13 protein-coding genes and 1 pseudogene are annotated in these 18,262 nt (G+C 69.0%); 8 read left to right on the forward strand and 6 right to left on the reverse strand.

What is annotated here, in order from left to right; genetic code table 11:
- Window positions 1-229 precede the first annotated feature (229 nt).
- The 5 genes from secA to frr all read left to right on the forward strand — a co-directional run bounded on the left by secA (window position 230) and on the right by frr (window position 6,755).
- A complete protein-coding gene (gene secA, locus D7W79_RS21905) occupies window positions 230-3,055 on the forward strand; it encodes a preprotein translocase subunit SecA (protein ID WP_120527333.1) in 2,826 nt (941 codons plus the stop codon).
- Between the two features lie 342 nt (window positions 3,056-3,397).
- Window positions 3,398-4,378, forward strand: coding sequence for a 30S ribosomal protein S2 (rpsB, locus tag D7W79_RS21910; RefSeq protein ID WP_120527334.1), 981 nt, complete (start codon window positions 3,398-3,400; stop codon window positions 4,376-4,378).
- Window positions 4,379-4,555: 177 nt separating this feature from the next.
- Window positions 4,556-5,209, forward strand: coding sequence for a translation elongation factor Ts (tsf, locus tag D7W79_RS21915; RefSeq protein WP_120527335.1), 654 nt, complete (start codon window positions 4,556-4,558; stop codon window positions 5,207-5,209).
- Between the two features lie 200 nt (window positions 5,210-5,409).
- Window positions 5,410-6,153, forward strand: coding sequence for a UMP kinase (gene pyrH / locus D7W79_RS21920; protein WP_120527336.1), 744 nt, complete (start codon window positions 5,410-5,412; stop codon window positions 6,151-6,153).
- Window positions 6,154-6,200: 47 nt separating this feature from the next.
- Window positions 6,201-6,755 (forward strand): ribosome recycling factor, encoded by a 555-nt coding sequence (gene frr / locus D7W79_RS21925; protein ID WP_120527337.1) that lies wholly within the window; start codon window positions 6,201-6,203, stop codon window positions 6,753-6,755.
- 57 nt (window positions 6,756-6,812) lie between these two features.
- On the opposite strand, the gene cyaY is transcribed toward frr, so the two are convergent.
- Both cyaY and D7W79_RS21935 read right to left on the reverse strand, forming a co-directional pair.
- Window positions 6,813-7,142 (reverse strand): iron donor protein CyaY, encoded by a 330-nt coding sequence (cyaY, locus tag D7W79_RS21930; protein WP_120527338.1) that lies wholly within the window; start codon window positions 7,140-7,142, stop codon window positions 6,813-6,815.
- Window positions 7,143-7,161: 19 nt separating this feature from the next.
- Window positions 7,162-7,704 carry a SixA phosphatase family protein gene (locus D7W79_RS21935; RefSeq protein ID WP_120527339.1) on the reverse strand — a complete coding sequence of 181 codons (543 nt, stop codon included), beginning with the start codon at window positions 7,702-7,704 and terminating at the stop codon, window positions 7,162-7,164.
- A 183-nt stretch (window positions 7,705-7,887) separates the two neighbouring features.
- Here D7W79_RS21935 and D7W79_RS21940 point away from each other — a divergent pair, with 183 nt between their 5' ends.
- Window positions 7,888-8,565 carry a hypothetical protein gene (locus tag D7W79_RS21940; RefSeq protein ID WP_120527340.1) on the forward strand — a complete coding sequence of 226 codons (678 nt, stop codon included), beginning with the start codon at window positions 7,888-7,890 and terminating at the stop codon, window positions 8,563-8,565.
- Between the two features lie 3 nt (window positions 8,566-8,568).
- On the opposite strand, the gene D7W79_RS21945 is transcribed toward D7W79_RS21940, so the two are convergent.
- Window positions 8,569-12,348 carry an FAD-dependent oxidoreductase gene (locus tag D7W79_RS21945; protein WP_120527341.1) on the reverse strand — a complete coding sequence of 1,260 codons (3,780 nt, stop codon included), beginning with the start codon at window positions 12,346-12,348 and terminating at the stop codon, window positions 8,569-8,571.
- 188 nt (window positions 12,349-12,536) lie between these two features.
- On the opposite strand from D7W79_RS21945, the gene D7W79_RS21950 reads away from it, so the two are divergent.
- Both D7W79_RS21950 and D7W79_RS21955 read left to right on the forward strand, forming a co-directional pair.
- Window positions 12,537-13,472: a class I SAM-dependent methyltransferase gene (locus D7W79_RS21950; RefSeq protein ID WP_244221898.1), complete on the forward strand. Its 936-nt coding sequence runs from the start codon at window positions 12,537-12,539 to the stop codon at window positions 13,470-13,472.
- Between the two features lie 29 nt (window positions 13,473-13,501).
- A complete protein-coding gene (locus D7W79_RS21955) occupies window positions 13,502-15,382 on the forward strand; it encodes a glycosyltransferase family protein (RefSeq protein ID WP_244221900.1) in 1,881 nt (626 codons plus the stop codon).
- Between the two features lie 4 nt (window positions 15,383-15,386).
- Here the strand turns inward: D7W79_RS21955 and D7W79_RS21960 are convergent, their stop codons facing one another.
- The 3 genes and pseudogenes from D7W79_RS21960 to D7W79_RS44550 form a co-directional block, all read right to left on the reverse strand.
- Window positions 15,387-16,187, reverse strand: coding sequence for a hypothetical protein (locus D7W79_RS21960; RefSeq protein WP_120527343.1), 801 nt, complete (start codon window positions 16,185-16,187; stop codon window positions 15,387-15,389).
- A complete protein-coding gene (locus D7W79_RS21965) occupies window positions 16,178-16,987 on the reverse strand; it encodes a hypothetical protein (protein ID WP_120527344.1) in 810 nt (269 codons plus the stop codon). The genes D7W79_RS21960 and D7W79_RS21965 overlap by 10 nt, the downstream gene beginning before the upstream one ends.
- 222 nt (window positions 16,988-17,209) lie before the next feature.
- Window positions 17,210-18,262: pseudogene (locus D7W79_RS44550) on the reverse strand (hypothetical protein); the annotation flags it as partial.

Below are 18,262 nucleotides of genomic sequence, written 5' to 3' on the forward strand. Positions count from 1 at the left end.
GGGGAGGAGCGGCCGGAAGAAGTCTTCGCGGCGCGGGGACGGTGAATCTGCTTAGGGGACATTGCGTGGACTCGGTTCCGCTTTACTCTGGGCCACCGCGCGCCGGGCGGCCAGCCGAGAGGAAGTTTCGGGGGGCGCGCGTGGTTTTGGTCTGGTTCTCCCTTACATCTCCTGGGAATTCCCTTCACTCGCCGCGCTCCTTCGAGGATCCTCCGGCGAGAGAGCCAACATGATTGAATGGACGCTAAAGAAGCTCATCGGGACCAAGAATGAGCGCGAGCTCAAGAAAGCCCGCCTGAAGGTCGCCCGCATCAACGAACTGGAGGGCCGCATGAAGGCCCTCAAGGACGAGGACTTCGCGCGCGAAACCGCCCGGATGAAGCAGGAGATCGCGAACGGCAAGCCGCTCGACGACCTGTTGTTCGAGGCCTTCGCCCTCACCCGTGAAGCGGCGAGCCGGGTCATCGGCCAGCGCCACTACGACGTGCAGCTCATCGGCGGCATGTTCCTCCACGAGGGCTGCATCGCGGAGATGCGCACCGGTGAAGGCAAGACCCTCACCGCGACGCTGCCCTCCTACTTGAACGCCCTGTCCGGCCGCGGCGTGCACGTCGTCACGGTGAACGACTACCTGGCCCGCCGCGACGCGGAGTGGATGGGCCGCGTCTACAAGTTCCTGGGCATGACGACGGGCTGCGTGCTCCACGAGCTGTCCGACAAGCAGCGCCAGGAGGCGTACCGCTCGGACATCACGTACGGCCAGAACAACGAGTTCGGCTTCGACTACCTGCGCGACAACATGAAGTTCCGTCTGCAGGACTACGTCCAGCGCGAGCTCAACTACGCCATCGTCGACGAGGTGGACTCCATCCTCATCGACGAGGCCCGCACGCCGCTCATCATCTCCGGCCCCACCGAGGACAGCACCGACAAGTACTACCGGGTGGACCAGGTCATCCCGGGCCTCGTGCCGGACCAGGACTACACCCTGGATGAGAAGCACCGCGCGGTGGCCCTCACCGACGACGGCATCGACAAGCTCCAGAAGCGCCTCAACGTCGGCAACCTCTACGACCCGGGCGAAATCGAGACCCTCCACCACGTCGAGCAGGCCCTGCGCGCGCACACGCTCTACAAGCGCGACAAGGACTACGTGGTGAAGGACGGCGAGGTGCAGATCGTCGACGAGTTCACCGGCCGCCTCATGCCGGGCCGCCGCTGGTCCGACGGCCTCCACCAGGCCATCGAGGCCAAGGAGGGCGTGAAGATTGAGAACGAGAACCAGACGCTCGCCACGGTCTCGTTCCAGAACTACTTCCGCATGTACTCCAAGCTGTCCGGCATGACGGGCACCGCGGACACGGAAGCCGAAGAGTTCGCGAAGATCTACAACCTGGACGTGCGCGTCATCCCGACCAACCGTCAGGCGCAGCGCCGCGACGAGCAGGACGTGGTCTACAAGACGGAGCGCGAGAAGTTCGAAGCCGTCGCCGGGCAGATTGAAGAGCTGCACAAGGCCGGTCAGCCGGTGCTCGTGGGCACGGTGTCCATCGCCAAGAGCGAGGTGGTGTCCAACTTCCTCAAGAAGCGCGGCGTGCCCCACAGCGTCCTCAACGCCAAGGCGCACCAGCGCGAGGCGGACATCGTCGCGCAGGCGGGCCGCAAGGGCGCGGTCACCATCTCCACCAACATGGCCGGCCGCGGCACGGACATCCTCCTGGGCGGCAACGCGGAGGTCATGACCAAGAGCGAGATGGGCCCGCCGCCGGAGCCGCCCGAGGCCGTGGACGGCCAGCCCCTGGACCTCACCGGCTACCAGGCGGCGCTCGCGGACTACGAGAAGCGCTTCGCGGAGACGAAGGCGAACAACGAGGCGCTCACCAAGCGCGAGCGTGAAGAGGTCATGGCCGCCGGCGGCCTCTTCATCATCGGCACGGAGCGCCACGAGTCCCGCCGCGTGGACAACCAGCTGCGTGGCCGCGCCGGCCGCCAGGGTGACCCGGGCGCCAGCCGCTTCTTCCTGTCCCTGGAAGACGACCTGATGCGCATCTTCGGGTCCGAGCGCATCCAGATGCTCATGGAGCGCCTGGGCATGGAGGAGGGCGAGGTCATCGAGCACATCTGGCTCTCGCGCGCCATCGAGAGCGCGCAGAAGCGGGTCGAAGGCCACAACTTCGACATCCGCAAGAACCTGCTCGAGTACGACGACGTGATGAACCAGCAGCGGCGCACCATCTACAAGCTGCGCCGCCAGGTGCTCGCGTCGGGCGCGGGCATCCCCCTCGTGGAGTACGAGGAGGACCTCAAGACGCGCGTGAAGACGCGCTCCGAGCGCGTCATCTCCTGGGCGGACTTCCGGGAGATGGTGCTGGACGCGGTGGAGGACGTCGTCGTGTCCATGACGGACACCTACGCCCCCACGCGCAGCTCCGACACCTGGGACATCGCCTCGCTGTCCAACATGGTGAAGGAGTCGCTGAACCTGGAGATGGCCTTCGAGGGCGTCGGCAACCGCGACGAGCTCCAGGAGCAGATCTACGGGGCGGCGGAGAAGGTCTTCACCGCCCGCGAGCAGGAGTTCGGCGAAGACTTCATGCGCTTCCTGCAGTACCGGTACCTGGCCACCATCGACCAGCTGTGGAAGGACCACCTGCTGGCCATGGACCACCTGCGCCAGGGCATCGGCCTGCGCGGCTACGGCCAGAAGGACCCGAAGCAGGAGTACAAGAAGGAAGGCTACACGGGCTTCATGCAGATGCTGGACGCCATCAAGACGCAGTTCGTCAGCCAGATGATGCGTGTCCAGGCCCGCTCCGCCTCCAACGCGGCGGAGGAGACCGCCCGCATCCAGCGCCAGCTCGCCCAGCAGCAGAAGAAGGCCGTGGAGGGCCGCGCCGACGCCGAGGGGAAGATCGAGGAGGCCACCGCCACCCCGGTCGCCCAGCGCGAGGCCGCCGCCGCGCCCGCCCGCACCGTGGGCCGCAACGACCCCTGCCCCTGCGGCAGCGGCCGCAAGTACAAGAAGTGCCACGGCGCCAACGAGGCGAACCCGTAGTCGCTGACGCCAGCTGACAGAAGCAGTGCCCTCCGGCGCGGTCGCCCTCCCCAGTCCAGGGGAGCGGGGCCGCGCCGGTCGCCTTCCTGGAGGGGAAGGAGGCGTCCCCGGAGGGGTAGGACCCGGACGGACGGTGTGCCGAAGCTTGCGCCCCTCTCGAGCGTTCTGCTAAGGACGCCGCGCCCCGTTATGAAGAGGGGCCGGGCCGTACGCCCGAGGCAGTCCGCAACACCCACTACTCACACGCGTGTCACCGGTCTCCGGTGCCCCTCCACGGTGGAAGGGCCAGGACTGGCAGCTGTCTCAACGCGCGTGGCGGAACAACCGGAAGGTACACGCACCATGGATACCCAGCAGGATACGCAGACGCAGGCCCAGGCGATGGCCGCGGCCAGCGGCATCACGATGCGCCAGCTCCTTGAGGCCGGCGTCCACTTCGGCCACCAGACCAAGCGCTGGAACCCGAAGATGAAGCCCTACATCTTCGGTGCCCGTAACGGCATCTACATCATCGACCTGCAGAAGACCGTGACGATGGCCCGCTCGGCCTTCCGCTTCGTGGCGGACATCACGGCCCGCGGCGGTTCGGTGCTGTTCGTCGGCACCAAGAAGCAGGCGCAGGACGTCATCCAGGAGGAGGCCGCCCGCGCCGGTCAGTTCCACGTCACCAGCCGCTGGCTGGGCGGCACGCTGACGAACTTCAAGACCATCAAGCAGGGCATCGACCGCCTCAAGACGCTGGAGAAGATGGCCGAGGACGGCACCTTCGAGCGCCTGCCCAAGAAGGAAGTCGCCCAGCTGGACCGCGAGCGCGAGAAGCTGGAGAAGAACCTGGGCGGCGTGAAGGACATGGCGAAGCTGCCCCGCTGCGTCTTCATCATCGACCCGAAGAAGGAGCACATCGCCATCCACGAGGCCACCCGCCTGGGCATCCCGGTGATTGGCCTGGTGGACACGAACTGCGATCCGGACGGCATCGACTTCGTCATCCCGGGCAACGACGACGCCATCCGCTCCATCAAGCTCTTCACGTCGAAGATCGCGGACGCGTGCCTCGAGGGTGCGGCGCGCTACCGTGCGTCCGGCGCCGCCGAGCGCGACGAGCAGGAGGAGCGCGAGGGCCGTGACGACCGCCGCGACCGTGACGACCGCCGTGGCCCGCGCCGTGGCGACCGCCGCGACCGCGATGACCGCCGCGGTGGTGGTGACCGTGGCGGCGAGCGCCGTGGGCCCCTCGTGGAGATGAAGGGTGGCGCGTCCGCCGCCCCCGCCGCCACCGAGCAGGCGCCCGAGGGTGGCGAGGGCACGCCGGCGGCGGAGTAACCGCCCGTCCCCATCGCTTTCCTTCCGCAGCTTCCGGAGTCGGCCGGGCGGCACCTCTCAAGGCCCGCTGTCCGGCCGTCTCCGTTTTTCGTTCCAGCGTTTTCCTCCCCTTGAACTCAAGCCTCCGCCCCCGGCGCACGCCGCCAGGCTCGGAGCAGACGAAGAAAGAGACACGACATGGCTGAGATCACCGCCCAGATGGTGAAGGACCTCCGCGAGCGCACCAACGCGGGCATGATGGACTGCAAGAAGGCGCTGGCCGAGTCCGGTGGCGACTTCGCCAAGGCCGAGGAGTGGCTGCGCAAGAAGGGCATCTCCAAGGCCGAGGGCAAGGCCGGCCGCGTCGCCGCCGAGGGCATCGTGGGCACCTACGTCCACGGCGGCCGCATCGGCGTGCTGGTGGAGGTCAACTGCGAGACGGACTTCGTCGCGCGCAACCCGGACTTCCAGGAGCTGGTGAAGGACGTGGCCATGCAGATCGCCGCGGCCAACCCCAAGTTCGTCCGCCGCGAGGAGGTCCCCTCCGAGGCCATGGACAAGGAGAAGGAGATCCAGCGCGAGCTGCTCAAGCAGCAGGGCAAGCCCGAGGCGATGCTGGAGAAGATCCTCGTGGGCAAGATGGAGAAGTACTACGAGGGCGTCTGCTTGGTGGACCAGCTCTGGGTGAAGGACGACAAGAAGAAGGTCGGCGAGATGATCAACGAGCGCGCCGCCAAGATTGGCGAGAAGGTCTCCGTGCGCCGCTTCGCCCGCTTCGAGGTGGGTGAGGGCATCGAGAAGAAGAAGGACGACCTGGCCGCCGAAGTGGCCAAGACGCTGGGCCAGGCCTAAGCCGCCTCCCGACGTCCCGTTGTTCTCCAGGGCCGCGTGCCTGGGGCTCTTCCTCATGGGGAAGGGCGCCGGGGGCGCGGCCCTTGGTATTCCAGGCCCTGCTGCGTCCTGTGCCCATCCGCCCGGCATCGGACGGTGCGGCGCGCGCCACGACTTCCGTCGTTGCTTGGGCGCGGGGCGGGGGATAGAAGCGGACGCGTATGTCCGAATCCACCTCTCCCTACAAGCGCATCCTCCTCAAACTGTCGGGCGAAGCCCTGATGGGCGAGGGGAAGTACGGCATCCACCCGCCCACCCTCACGCGCATCGCGGAGGAAGTGGCCGAGCTGCAGCGGACGGGGCTCGAAATCGCCCTCGTCATCGGCGGAGGCAACATCTTCCGCGGCGTCGCTGGCGCCACGGAGGGCATGGACCGCGCGAGCGCGGACTACATGGGCATGCTCGCCACCTGCATCAACTCCATGGCGCTGCAGGACGCGCTGGAGAAGCAGGGGCTGAAGACGCGCGTGCAGTCCGCCATCAAGATGGAGCAGATCGCCGAGCCCTACATCCGCCGGCGCGCGGTGCGCCACCTGGAGAAGGGCCGCGTCGTCATCTTCGCCGCGGGCACGGGCAACCCCTACTTCACCACCGACACGGCCGCGTCGCTGCGCGCGATGGAAATCAACGCGCAGGTCATCCTCAAGGCCACCAAGGTGGACGGCGTCTACAACGCGGACCCGAAGAAGGACCCCACCGCGAAGCGCTACCGGACGCTCACGTACATGGACGTCCTCAAGCAGAACCTCAACGTGATGGACTCCACGGCCATCTCGCTGTGCATGGACAACAAGCTGCCCATCATCGTGTTCGACCTGGGCACGCGCGGGAACATCCAGCGCGCCGTCACGGGCCACGGCGAGTTCGGCACGGTCGTCGGCGCGGCCGAGACGGTCTGGGCCTAGGCTTCCGAGCAGCGACGCGAACACCCCACTTCTGACAGGAGACAGCAATGGCTGACGCCGCCTCTGAATTGAAGAGCCGTATCGACAAGGCACTGGATTCGCTCAAGCAGGACCTGGCCAAGGTGCGCACCGGCCGCGCCTCCACCGCCATCCTGGACGGCATCAAGGTGGACCAGTACGGCACGCCCACGCCCCTCAACGGCGTGGCCAGCATCAACGCGCCGGAGCCCCGCCTCATCACCATCAAGCCCTGGGACAAGGGCGTGCTGAAGGACATCGAGAAGGCCCTGCGTGAAGCCAACCTGGGCATCAACCCGATGAACGACGGCGAGATGATCCGCCTGCCGTTCCCGCCCCTCACCGAGGAGCGCCGCAAGGACATCGTGAAGCAGGTGAAGGCGCGGGGCGAGGAGTCCAAGGTCGCCGTCCGCAACATGCGCCGCGACGCGAACGAGGCCCTCAAGGCTCAGCAAAAGGACAAGAAGATCACCGAGGACGACCTCAAGCGCCGCACCGAGGAGGTCCAGAAGGCGACCGACGCCGGCATCAAGAAGGTGGATGAGATGCTCGCGGCCAAGGAGCAGGAAGTGATGAAGGTCTGAAGCACCTGCCGTCGCACGCGGGACCCGTGGCCAGGCGCCACGGGTCTTCCGCCAGCGCTACGGGTAGGTGAGCGCTTCGCCGGTGAGGTGCTTCACCACGCCGGCGACGAAGGCGAACAGCTCCAGCCCGCGCCCCTTGTCGTCCTTCCAGGTGCGCGAGGCGTCGTCGTAGCTGAAGTGGATGCCCTGGCCCTGGCCGGCCACCCAGATCTGCCAGACGGCGCGCTGGGTGTTGATGATGCACTTCTCCTGCGACGCGGCCGTGAGCGTCACCTTTTCCCCGGTGGCTTCGGCTTCCAGCACGTCGGGGTCGAAGGCGTCCGCCGCCGTCAGGATGCGCTTGAACGCGGCGGCCACGAGGGAGTTGTAGCGGGCTTCGTCCATCATGGCGCCGCGCTCCCGGACGTCACTGGATGACGTCGAGGACCTGCTGGCCGGGGGCGGCGTAGAACAGGAACTTCAGGTGCTGCGCCGGGGGATTCTCCCCCTTCTCGCCGGGCACCTGGTCCTCCGTGCTGGTGGGCGTCTCCGGCCACTCCATGGCGATGACCGTGCCCGGGTTCACCGGCTTGGGGAAGGACTGCATCCCCAGGAGGTGCGCCGCCAGCGCGCCCATGGAGGGCTGGTGGCCCACCAGGACGAGGTTCTCGTCGGAGTACTCCTTGAGCACGGGCTCCACCGCGCCCACCGGCATGTCCGGCAGCAGGCAGCGGTGCACGCGCAGGAGGCCTTCATGCTTCACGGAGTTGGAGAGGATCTGCGCCGTCTGCACCGTGCGCACCAGCGGGCTGGTGAGGATGAGGCTGATGGGCCCCATGCGCTCAGACAGCGACGCGAAGTGCGCGGCGACATTCGTACGGGCCTTCGCGGTCAGCGCGCGCGCCTCGTCGCCGAGACCCTCGGGGATCTCTGCGTCCGCATCGCCGTGCCTTACCAGGAAAATCCTCAAAGTCCCTCCACCGCTCGCGACAGGACCGCGGTTCGTACATGACCGTGGCCCGGTTGGTCAAAGGTAATGAATCGATTGTTCAGTGCCCGGAACAGCCTGCCCGTGGAGGGCGTTCGGGAACCGCCGTTCGCGAGGCCAGCCGGAGCATACACTGGGCACCCGTCAGCGGTTATGGGAGGTGGCATGCGCAAGTCGTGGGGGTTTCTGGCCGTCGTCCTGGCCCTGTCCGGCTGTCGAAAGGATGCGACGGAGGGCTCGGAAGGGGGCGGCGGTGCCAGGGAGACGGTCGCCCGCCTGGAAGGTGGGGAGGCCGGCGAGGACGCGGCGTCCGGCCCCTACACCGTGACGAAGGCCAAGTTGGATGCGTACGTGGGCTACCAGCGCAAGATGCTGGAGGTGTACGGGTCGCTGATGCGGGGCCTGCAGGACATGGGGCCGCTGATGGACGCGGGCACGCCCCAGGCGCTGGAGAAGGCCCGGAGTGGCCTGAAGCTCATCGAGCGCAAGGCGCAGGCGGAGGCCGACGCGCGCCAGGCGGCGGGGCTGTCCACGGACGAGGTCAACCGCATCGCGGAGGTCGTCACCGCCGTCATCAGCCAGCGGCAGATGGGCCGGACGCTCCAGTACGAGGAGGAGCTCAAGAAGCTGGAGGCGCTCCAGTCCCGCATGCCGGAGGAGCAGCAGAAGGAGCTTGCGCCGCAGGTGGAGTCCATGCGGCGCCAGGTGGAGACCTTCCAGAAGCTCCCGGAGGCGCGCCGGGAGTTCGGCGACGCCAACGTGGACGTGGTGCTGACCCGCGAAACCGACCTGACGAAGAACTATCAGGACATGCTCAAGGCCTTCGCGGGCGTGCGGCGCTGACGGCTAGACGCGCTTGAGCTGCGGCGCCTTCTTCAAGAGCTGCGCGAGGAAGGTGTCGCCCATCTTCTCCAGCACCGTGTTGCCGCGCAGGCGCTGGTTCAGGTTGACGAAGTCCACGTGGTCCAGCCGCTGGTCCTGGTTGTAGCAGGAGAAGACCCACGTCTCCTTGCCGGTGACGGGGTCCACGTGCCGCTGGAGGCACTGGGCGCAGATCTCCTTCATCATGCACTGCATGGGGGAGTTGATGGACCCGATGGCCTCGTGGCCCGGCTTGAGGAACGGCTGGAGCACGCCGTGCCGGGCCTCCGCCACCGCGCGCATCATCCGGTCCGACCCGATGGCGATGATGCGGTCCACCTCGCTCAGCGAGATGGCGGGCTTCACGCCCAGCTTGCCTTCCGCGTACGCCACCATGGCCTGCACCACGTTGCCCCGGAAGGCCGCGTCCTGCGGACGGCGTACGTCCAGGAGCTCCCCGGAGTCCACGGACCAGATGACCTGGTCGGTGCCGGCTTCAATCTCGTCCTGCTTGAACGAGTCCGACTTCAGCCGGTAGCCCGCGAAGTACACCACGCGGCAGCCCGCGGCCTTGAGCGAGCGCGCGATGGAGAAGAGCACCGCGTTGCCCAGGCCTCCGCCCACCAGCACCACCGTCTCGTTGTGGCCAATCTCCGTGGGCGCGCCCGTGGGGCCCATCAGCACGATGGGCTCGCCGGGCTTGAGCGCGGCGCAGAGGCGGGAGGAAGAGCCCATCTCCAGCACGATGGTGCCCATCAGGCCCTTCTCCTTGTCCACCCACGCGCCCGTGAGGGCCAGGCCCTCCATGGTGAGGCGCACGCCGTCCACGAGCGGCGCGTTCCGCTCGAAGTTCTGGAGCCGGTAGAACTGGCCGGGGGAGAAGTGGCTCGCGGCGAAGGGCGCGCGCACCACCACCTCCACGATGGTCGGCGTGAGCCGGTTCACCGCGACCACGGTGGCGAGGAACGCCTCGTCCAGCTTCGCGAAGTGGGCGGCGCGCTTCGACTCGCGCGCCTCCTGCGCGGCCGTGTCGCGGAAGTCCATGGCGGCGACTTCCTTCGCGAACAGGCGCGCCACCTGCGGGTGGCCGTCCTTCGCGCTGGCCATGGCCTTCACCACGTTGCCCGCGTAGGTCGGGTGGTTGTCGCCGTAGAAGGACACGAAGCGGCCGTCCTGCGCGTAGGACGTGAAGAAGCCCACCTTCGCCTCGGGGTCCTCGGCGGCCTCCACCGGCTGGAGCTTGAAGCCCGGGCCTTCCTCCACCAGCTCGTGGCCCTGGAAGTACTCCTTGGCGTCGTCCAGCTGGAAGGTGCCCGGGTACTCCTTCTCGTAGGTGACGTTGGGGGACGTGCCCGCCGCCACGCACACCGTCTTCGCCGGCAGCTCGAAGAACTGGCCGCTGCCCTTGAGCTTGCCGTCCACCGTCACCATGCGCTCGAAGCGGATGGCGCGCACCGCGCCGGTGTCGTCCTGCAGCGCCTCCGTGGGGCTCATCCGCTCGATGAAGCGGATGCCCTCCTCCAGCGCCTTGGACACCTCCTCGTGGTTGAGGCGGTAGGCGGGGGACTCCGTGAGGCCGCGGCGGTACACCAGGCTCACGCCGCCCCACGCACGCACCAGGTGGATGAAGTCCGGCGAGCGGCCTTCCGCCTGGGCCTTCTGACGCTCCGCGCGGACGGCGCGGCCGTGCTCCAGGAAGGTCTGGTAGGTGGCGCGCTCCTCGGCGTCCAGGCGCGCGAGGACGGCCGCCTCGCCCAGGTCCGCCACCAGCTTCTCGTGGCGCTCCAGCGTCTTCTCCACCTGCACCGGGTAGTACGCCATCAGCTCCGTGGCGGTGTCGATGCCGGTGAGGCCGCCGCCGATGACGATGGCGGGCAGCTGCACCTGGAGGTTTGCCAGCGAGTCGCGCTTGAAGGCGCCCGTGAGCTGCAGCGCCATCAGGAAGTCGGACGCCTTGCGGATGCCCCGGATGAGGTTGTTCTTCATCCCGATGATGGTGGGGCGGCCCGCGCCCGCGGCGATGGCCACGTGGTCGAAGCCCAGCGCCCACGCATCCTCCACCGTCAGCGTGCCGCCGAAGCGGATGCCGCCGTAGATGCGCAGGCCTTCGCGGCGCGCGAGCGTCAGGTGGATGAGCGTGAGGAAGTTCTTGTCCCAGCGCACGGTGATTCCGTACTCGGACACGCCGCCGAAGCCCTCCAGCACGCGCTCGTCCAGCTCGCGCGTGAGCTCGCGCCAGTCGCGGATGGGCGCCAGCTTGTGGCCGTTGCGGCCCACCAGCTCATCCGGGAACGGTTCAATCTTGAGGCCGTCCACGCCGGTGACGGCGAAGCCTTCATTGAGCAGGTAGTGCGACAGCGTGTAGCCGGCGGGGCCCATGCCCACCACCATCACGTTGCGGCCCACGTAGGGCAGGGCGTACGGGCGGCGGATGTTGAGCGGGTTCCAGCGCGTGAGGAAGCCGTAGATTTCAAAGCCCCACGGCAGGTCCAGCACGTCGGTGAGCGTGGCCGTCTCCGCCAGCGGGATGTTCACCGGCTCCTGCTTCTGGAAGATGCAGGCCTTCATGCAGTCGTTGCAGATGCGGTGGCCGGTGCCCGGGCACATGGGGTTGTCCAGCGTCACCATGGCCAGCGCGGCCACGGAGTCACCCTCGCGCTTGAGCGCGTGCGCCTCGGAGATGCGCTCGTCCAGCGGGCAGCCGGTGAGCGGGATGCCCAGGGGGTTCTTCTTGAACGAGTGCCCCTCCGCCACCGGGTCCTTCGCGGGGAAGCCCTTGCTGCACGAGTCCTTCTGCCGCTCGTGGCAGATGACGCAGTAGTCCACCTCGTTCATCACGTCGCGCGGGGTGCCCCGGCGGTCGGTGAGCTTGAAGCCGTCGCGGTGGCGCAGGTGGTGCTCCAGCCCTTCCGTCTTCTCCTCCAGCTGCGCGTCCGGGCGCTGCAGCTGCACCAGCTGGTCGAACACCAGCGGCTTGGGCAGCCGCAGCGTGGGCCAGGTGTGGAAGAGGGCCTTCGTCTCCGGGTGCAGCGCGCGGGCGTACGTCCAGCGGTCCGCCAGCGACAGGAGCGCGCGCACGGACTGGAGCTCCGCCGCGTCGTCGCCCTTCGTCACCAGGCTGGAGCCGAACGCGTCCGCGCCCTCGGGCGTGGCGGTGAGCGCGGCGCGCAGCCCCGCCCAGCGCTCGCGCAGGACCGGGGCGCGCTCCTGGTGCGCGGGGGGCAGGTTGCCGGAGTAGAGCCGCTCGATGTCCAGCAGCGTGAGGATGGACTCCGCGAGTCCGCGCTCCAGGTCGCCGTGCTCGAGCGCGTCCGGGAAGCCCAGCTGCATGAGCAGGCGCATGCGGCCGTCCAGCGACGGGAACTCCGCGAGCGTCGGGCGGTCCTGCGCGCCCTTCTTGAAGACGCGGCGCGTGATGAACTCGCGCTTGAAGTCGAAGAGGGGCAGCTCGCCGCGCAGGTGGCGGGCCAGGCGCTCGGACTCCGGCGTGATGCCGAACAGCGTGGCGACGAAGCGCGACACGTGGCGCGCCACCTGGATGAGCAGGTCGGACTCGGCCGGGCCCGAAGGGCTGGTGCCGCCGGACTTGCGGTAGGCGTCGAAGGCCTGGAACAGGTCGGGTGCGTCGCCCTGAAGCTGCGCGTCGAAGCGCTCCGCCAGCCGGCGCAGGCCGCTGGGGCGGTACAGGTCTTCGAAGGAGAATCCCGGCAGGCCCAGCTGGAGCGTGGGGGCAGGGGCGGAAGCGGGGTCGTTCAAGGCGCGCATGTCACGGGACTTCAGGGGGAGGTGAACCTGGAAAAACGATTCCAGACGGGGGCCTATTTCGCGGCGTGTCGCCCGGAAAGCAAGGGGCTTAGGGCCTGGAGGGCGCCTGGTGTGATGGCCACCGGTGGCCGGGCTCGTCCCATCCGACGTGTTGAGGCGGTGGGCCCCAGCGGCTACGGTGCGCCGCCATGATGGACAACGCCGCCCGTCGTGCCTCCGAACCGCACCTGGCCCCCGTGCCGGATGCCTGCTACCTGTGCAGGGGAGGGCGCCTGCGGCTGCGTCACCGGGCGCGCGGCGGAACCCAACCCCAGGGGGCGGCGGCCTACAACTGCACGTCCTTCGGTCACCGCAGCCACCCGCCCATCTGGGGCTGCGAGGACTGCGGAATGATGTTCCAGTGGCCCCTCCAGTCCCCGGACGCGCTGCTGCAGGCGTACCAGGACGTGGAGGACCCGCTCTACGTCGCGGAGAAGGACAACCGCTACCACACGTTCCGCCGCGTGCTGCGCGAGCTGGGCCCGGCCCAGGGCCGCACGCTGCTGGATGTGGGGGCCTACTGCGGCTACTTCCTGGACGTGGCCCGCGAGGCGGGCTTCCGCCCGGAGGGGCTGGAGCTGTCGCGCTGGGCGGCCGGCAACGCGCGGAGCCTGGGCTTCACGGTGCACGGCATCCCCCTGCGGGAGCTGGCGGCGAAGGGGCACCAGTACGACGTGGTGACGCTGTGGGACGTGGTGGAGCACTTCGCGGATCCGCGCGAGGAGCTGAAGGCCGCGCTCAAGCTGGTGCGCCCCGGCGGCCGCATCTACCTGTCCACCATCGACGCGGGCAGCCTGCTGGCGCGGCTGATGGGCGGCCAGTGGCCGTGGCTGATGGACATGCACCTGTTCTATTTCGGCCGCCGCACCCTGGCGATGCTGCTGGAGGAGGTGGGCTTCCACGTCACGGACGTCCGGACGTACACGCACATCATCTCCGCGGACTACCTGCTGCGGAAGGTGGGAGCGAGCTTCACGCCCGCGGCACCGGTGCTGGAGCTGGCGCGGCGGGGTGTCCCGTCCAGCTGGTCCATCCCGTTCAACCTGGGCGACAACATGTTGATGGCCGCCGAACGGCCCCGCTGAAGTTGTCCCCCGCGCCTATGTCCCCCTTGATGCGGCGGGTACTGCACCCGCTGGTGCTGCTCACGTTCTTCGCGCTGTCGGCGTTCCACACCTGGCCGCTCCTGTCCCAGATGCAGGGGCACGTGATGGGCGGCCGCGAAGACGTCTACATGAACATGTGGCACCTGTGGTGGATGCGGCAGGCCCTCTGGGTGCAGCCGCAGAACCCCTTCTTCGCGCCGCTGCTGCACTGGCCCCTGGGGGCGGAGCTGTACTGGCACACGCTGGCGCCCGCGAAGACGCTGTGGGGCGTGGTGCTGCTGCCGTTCATGCCGGTGGAGACGGCGTACAACGTCGTGCTGTTCGGCTCGTTCGTGCTGACGGGCTACACGTCGTGGCTGCTGTTGCGCTACCTGCTGGAGCGCGCGGGCCACGGGCCGTGGATTGCCGCGGCGGCGGCGCTGGCGGGCGCGTGCGTGTTCAACTTCTCGCGCTACCACCTGGCCCACGCGACGGCGCACCTGAACTTGAGCGCGCTGGAGGGGCTGCCGCTCTACCTGCTGTGCTTCTTCCGCTGGCTGGACGAGGGCAAGCGCAAGTGGCTGGTGGGGCTGGCGCTGTGCGCGTTGTACGTGTTGCTGTGTGACTACTACTACCTCGTCTACATCGCGCTCTTCTCGCTGCTGTGGGTGGTGGCGGAGCGGTGGAAGCGGGGGCCGCTGCTCTCCGTGGACACGTGGAGGGATCCGCTCGTGCGCAGGGCGGTGGTGGCGGGGGTGGCCGCGGGGCTCGCGTGCGTGCCGCCCCTCGTGCCCTTGATGCTGCATGCGTTCCCCGCGCCGCTGCAGATCCACCACGGCGACTCCGACTACTTCTCCGACCTGTATTCGTTCTTCGTTCCGGACACGCGCTCGGCGTGGATGACGGAGTTGCCCGCGAAGGCGCGGGAGTTCTCCCTGAACATCCTGCGCGGGAAGATGGCGACCAACGCGGAGGAGACCGGCACCTTCCTGGGCTGGGTAACGCCGCTGCTGGCCCTCTTCGCGCTGTGGCGGGGCGTGCCGGAGGGCCGCAGGTGGGCGGGGCTGGGGCTGGGCTTCGCGGTGCTGTCCATGGGCACGGTGCTCAACATCGGCCTGGAGGACCGGGTGTCGCCGGTGGTGCTGCTCCTCGCTGTCGCGCTCGCGGTGGCGCTGGTGCCCGCGTGGCGGGAGCGGGTGTGGCGGCGGGACGTGCTGCTGCTCCTGGCGCTGGCGGTGTGGCTGTCGCTGACGGAGCCGCTGACGGCGTTCGGCGTGCCGCTCAAGGTGCAGATTCCGATGCCCTACGTGGTGTTCAAGCACGTGGTGCCGCTGTTCTCTCGCGGGGGCATGCCGGTGCGCTTCGTGCTGCTCACGTTCCTGTCGCTGTCGGTGCTGGTGGCGTTCGCGGCGGCGCACGCGGGGACGTGGGCGTCCCGGCGGGATGCGCGGCTGGGCGTGGCGGTGGCGCTCGCGGTGGCGCTGGTGCCGAACGTGGAGTACCGGGGCCTCCAGATGCTGGTGCCGCCGGTGCCCCGGCTGCCGCCGGTGTTCGATGAGATTCGCGACGCGCCCATGCCCGCGGCGGTGCTGACGGACAACGTGCAGGGGCAGTGGGAGCAGATGTTCCACGGCAAGCCGGTGTCCTTCGCCCGGCTGTCGCGGTTGCCGGTGCGGGAGGCGGCGCTGGTGGACTCGCGGTTGATCCGCGCGGCGGAAGGGATGCGCAGCGCGTTCGGCACCGTCACGCCGGAGGAGCGCGAGGAGATGCGGCGCTTCCTGAAGGAGCACCACTTCAAGTGGTACGTGACGCACTTCTTCCACCCCATCCGCCACCAGTTCATCACGGACGAGCTGGGAGGCGAGGTGGTGTACCAGGACGGCTACGTCACCGTGTACCGCTTCCCCTGAGCGGTCAGTGGCAGGTCAGGTCCTCCTCGTTCGCGCGCTCCGTGACGCCGGGGACGACCGTGTCGCCCTCCACCGTGACGACGGTGCGCTCGTCGAGCGAGGCCAGCGCTCCGCACTCGGTGGTGGCCGTGGTGCAGTGGCGGATGAAGGACAGCGTGTCCTTCCCTGTCGCGCTGAGGCGCGTGACGTCGCAGCGCGGGGACTCGAAGCCGGGCGCCGGGGCTCCATTGAAGCGCTCGTCACCGGGCAGGTCCTTTGAGTCCAGCACCGCCCCGTTCGCCCCGATGAGGGTGAAGAAGTAGCGAGTCCGCGTGAGGCGGAGGTTGGGGTGCTCCGGGTCCGGAGTCGTGGTCTCGTCGCGGGTGAACACGCGCAGCGTCGCGCCCGAGGGCCGCTTCAGCGTGAGCTTCCGCGCTTCCAGCGGCGCACCTTCCTGCTGGGGACAGGACAGCTGCTCCGTGGGGATCCGCACCGCGCGCGCGTAGGTCTCCGGGGCGAGCCGCTTGATGGGGCCCAGGATCGAGGGCGCGGCTTCGGGTTCGCAGAGGCCCAAGAGCCACACCCAGAAGCCGGGCTTGAGGCCGGGGAGGGTCTTGCTCTCGATGAGCCGCGGGTAGCCCTCCGGCAGGCTCAGGCCCGCCTTCCGGAGGAAGGCTTCGAGGGTGGACCCGGTGGCCTTCCGGGCTTCCGCCTCGGCCTTGTTCCTGGAGCCCTTCCAGAGGATGGCCTGTGCGGGGGCGTCAGCGGAGGCCGGGGTGGACGCGAGCGACAGCAAGCCCGCCGCGATGGCGTGGGTCAGTCGCATTCGGAGTATTCGACGTTCTTGCGCTCCTCGGCGCTCGCGGACACGACGCCGTTGTCCACGGCCACGGTGACGCTCTCGTCCGCGGACCGCATGGAGCCACACTCGGCGAAGGCGCTGGCGCCGCAGTGGCGGGTGAGGACGACCTTGCCGGTTTTCTTCGACGTTTCGAGCTGCGTGTTCGTGCAGCGGTAGGCGGTGGGGCCGGTGCCCGGGTCGTTTCCGCTGACGTCCACGTCGCCCTCGGTGTCCGCCATGTCGAGGACCTCGCCGTCCTTGCTGAAGAGGACGAAGTGGAACCGGGTCCGGGAGACGGTGTTGCCGCGTCCCTCTTCGTCGGGGGACTCCGTCTCCTCCTGGGTGAACACGCGCAGGGTTTCGCCGGAGCGAAGCTTGAGGACTTCGTCCCGGGCCCGCGGCGGGGCCTCCGGCCCCTCGGGACAGGCGAGCTTGTTCGCGGGGAGCGTCACCTCGCGGGAGTAGGCCCCCGGGGCGAGCAGCTTGAGGTGTTCGAGGATGGGGGCCGCTTCGTCGGACGCACAGGTGCCCAGGAGCCAGACCCAGAAGCCGGGCTTGAGGCCCGGGACGGTCTTGCTCTCGACGAGCCTGGGGTGGTCTTCCGGAAGGGTGAGGCCAGTCTTCTCGAGCAGCTTTCCAAGCTCGGACCAGGTGGCCAGCTGCCCTTCGGCTTCAGCCTTGTCCTTGGAGCCCTTCCAGATGAGCGCGACGGACTTGCCCTCGGCTTCAGCGCGGAAGGCGCCGGTGAGGGCCAGCAGGCCCAGGACGAGGATGCATGAACGCATGGCGGTTCCCCCTCGCGGTGCAAGACCGCACTGGCCGCGATGCTAAGCCCTCGGGAATCCCGGCGGTACACCCCACCGATGCGGCCAAACCTGTCCGACTGTCGGACAGGTTTCCGCTGGGGTGCGTGTCAGCGCAGGGGGGCCAGCGGTTGTCCAAACCTGTCCGACAGTCGGACAGGTTCGTGGGATGCGCCGCTGACGGGCGGCGTCATGTTCGAAGGCTTAGCGCTTCTTCGGTCCGCCGCGCTTCGGGCGGGAGCCGCGTGGCGCAGGGCTGGACGCGCCTTCCGGCCGAGGCGCCTGCTGGCGGGAGGACTTCGGAGGCCTGGCCGTCTTGGCGCGGGAGGGCTTCGCCGGACGACGGCGTTCGTCGGTCGTCACCGGGTGCGAGGACCCGCTGAGGTCGATGCGCGGAGGCATGGGCGGACGGCCCTGCTCCACGGGCACCGTGGGGCGCAAGGGCTCGGAGGCTGACGGCGGCTTCGCCGGACGATTCTGCTCCTCACGCTGCGGCTTCCCGGGGCGCGGGTGCCCGGAGGCTGCAGGCGGCTTCTGCGGACGGTTCCGCTCCTCACGTTGTTGCTTCACGGGACGTGCGGAGGCACGCGCCAGTGAGGGCTTGTGCGAAGGGCCTTGCTCTTCACGAGAGGGCTTTGAAGGACGCCCCGAGGCCTCTGCCGGGGGAGGCTTCGGCGGCCGGCCGGCGTCGATGGCCGCTGGTGGCTTCGGCGGACGGTTGTGCCCGTCACGCGAAGGCTTCGGCGGCTGGCCCTGAACGGCGCGCGGGGGCTTCGGCGGACCACCGGCATCGATGGCCGGCCCGGGATTCGGCGGACGACCGGCGTCGATGGCCGCCGGGGGCTTCGGCGGACCACCGGCATCGATGGCCGGCCCGGGATTCGGCGGACGACCGGCGTCGATGGCCGCCGGTGGTTTCGGCGGACGGCCGTAGTCGATAGCCGGTGGCGGCTTCGGCGGACGGTCGTGCTCGTGGTGCGGAGGCTTGGGCTGGCGGCCCTGTTCATCACGTGGAGGCTTCGGTGGACGGCCGTACTCCTCATGCGGAGGCTTCGGCGGACGGGCCTGCTCGCCATGCGGAGGCTTGGGCTGGCGGCCCTGCTCGCCATGCGGAGGCTTGGGCTGACGGCCCTGCTCGCCATGCGGCGGCTTCGGCGGACGGCCGTATTCGATGGCCGGCAGGGGCTTCTGCCTGGGACCGGTGCCTTCGCCTTCCTCGGCGGACGGCGTCCGGGGGGCGGGCCGGCCGTATCCGAC

The sequence above is a fragment of the Corallococcus exercitus genome (assembly GCF_003611585.1).
Taxonomy (GTDB): Bacteria; Myxococcota; Myxococcia; order Myxococcales; family Myxococcaceae; genus Corallococcus; species Corallococcus exercitus.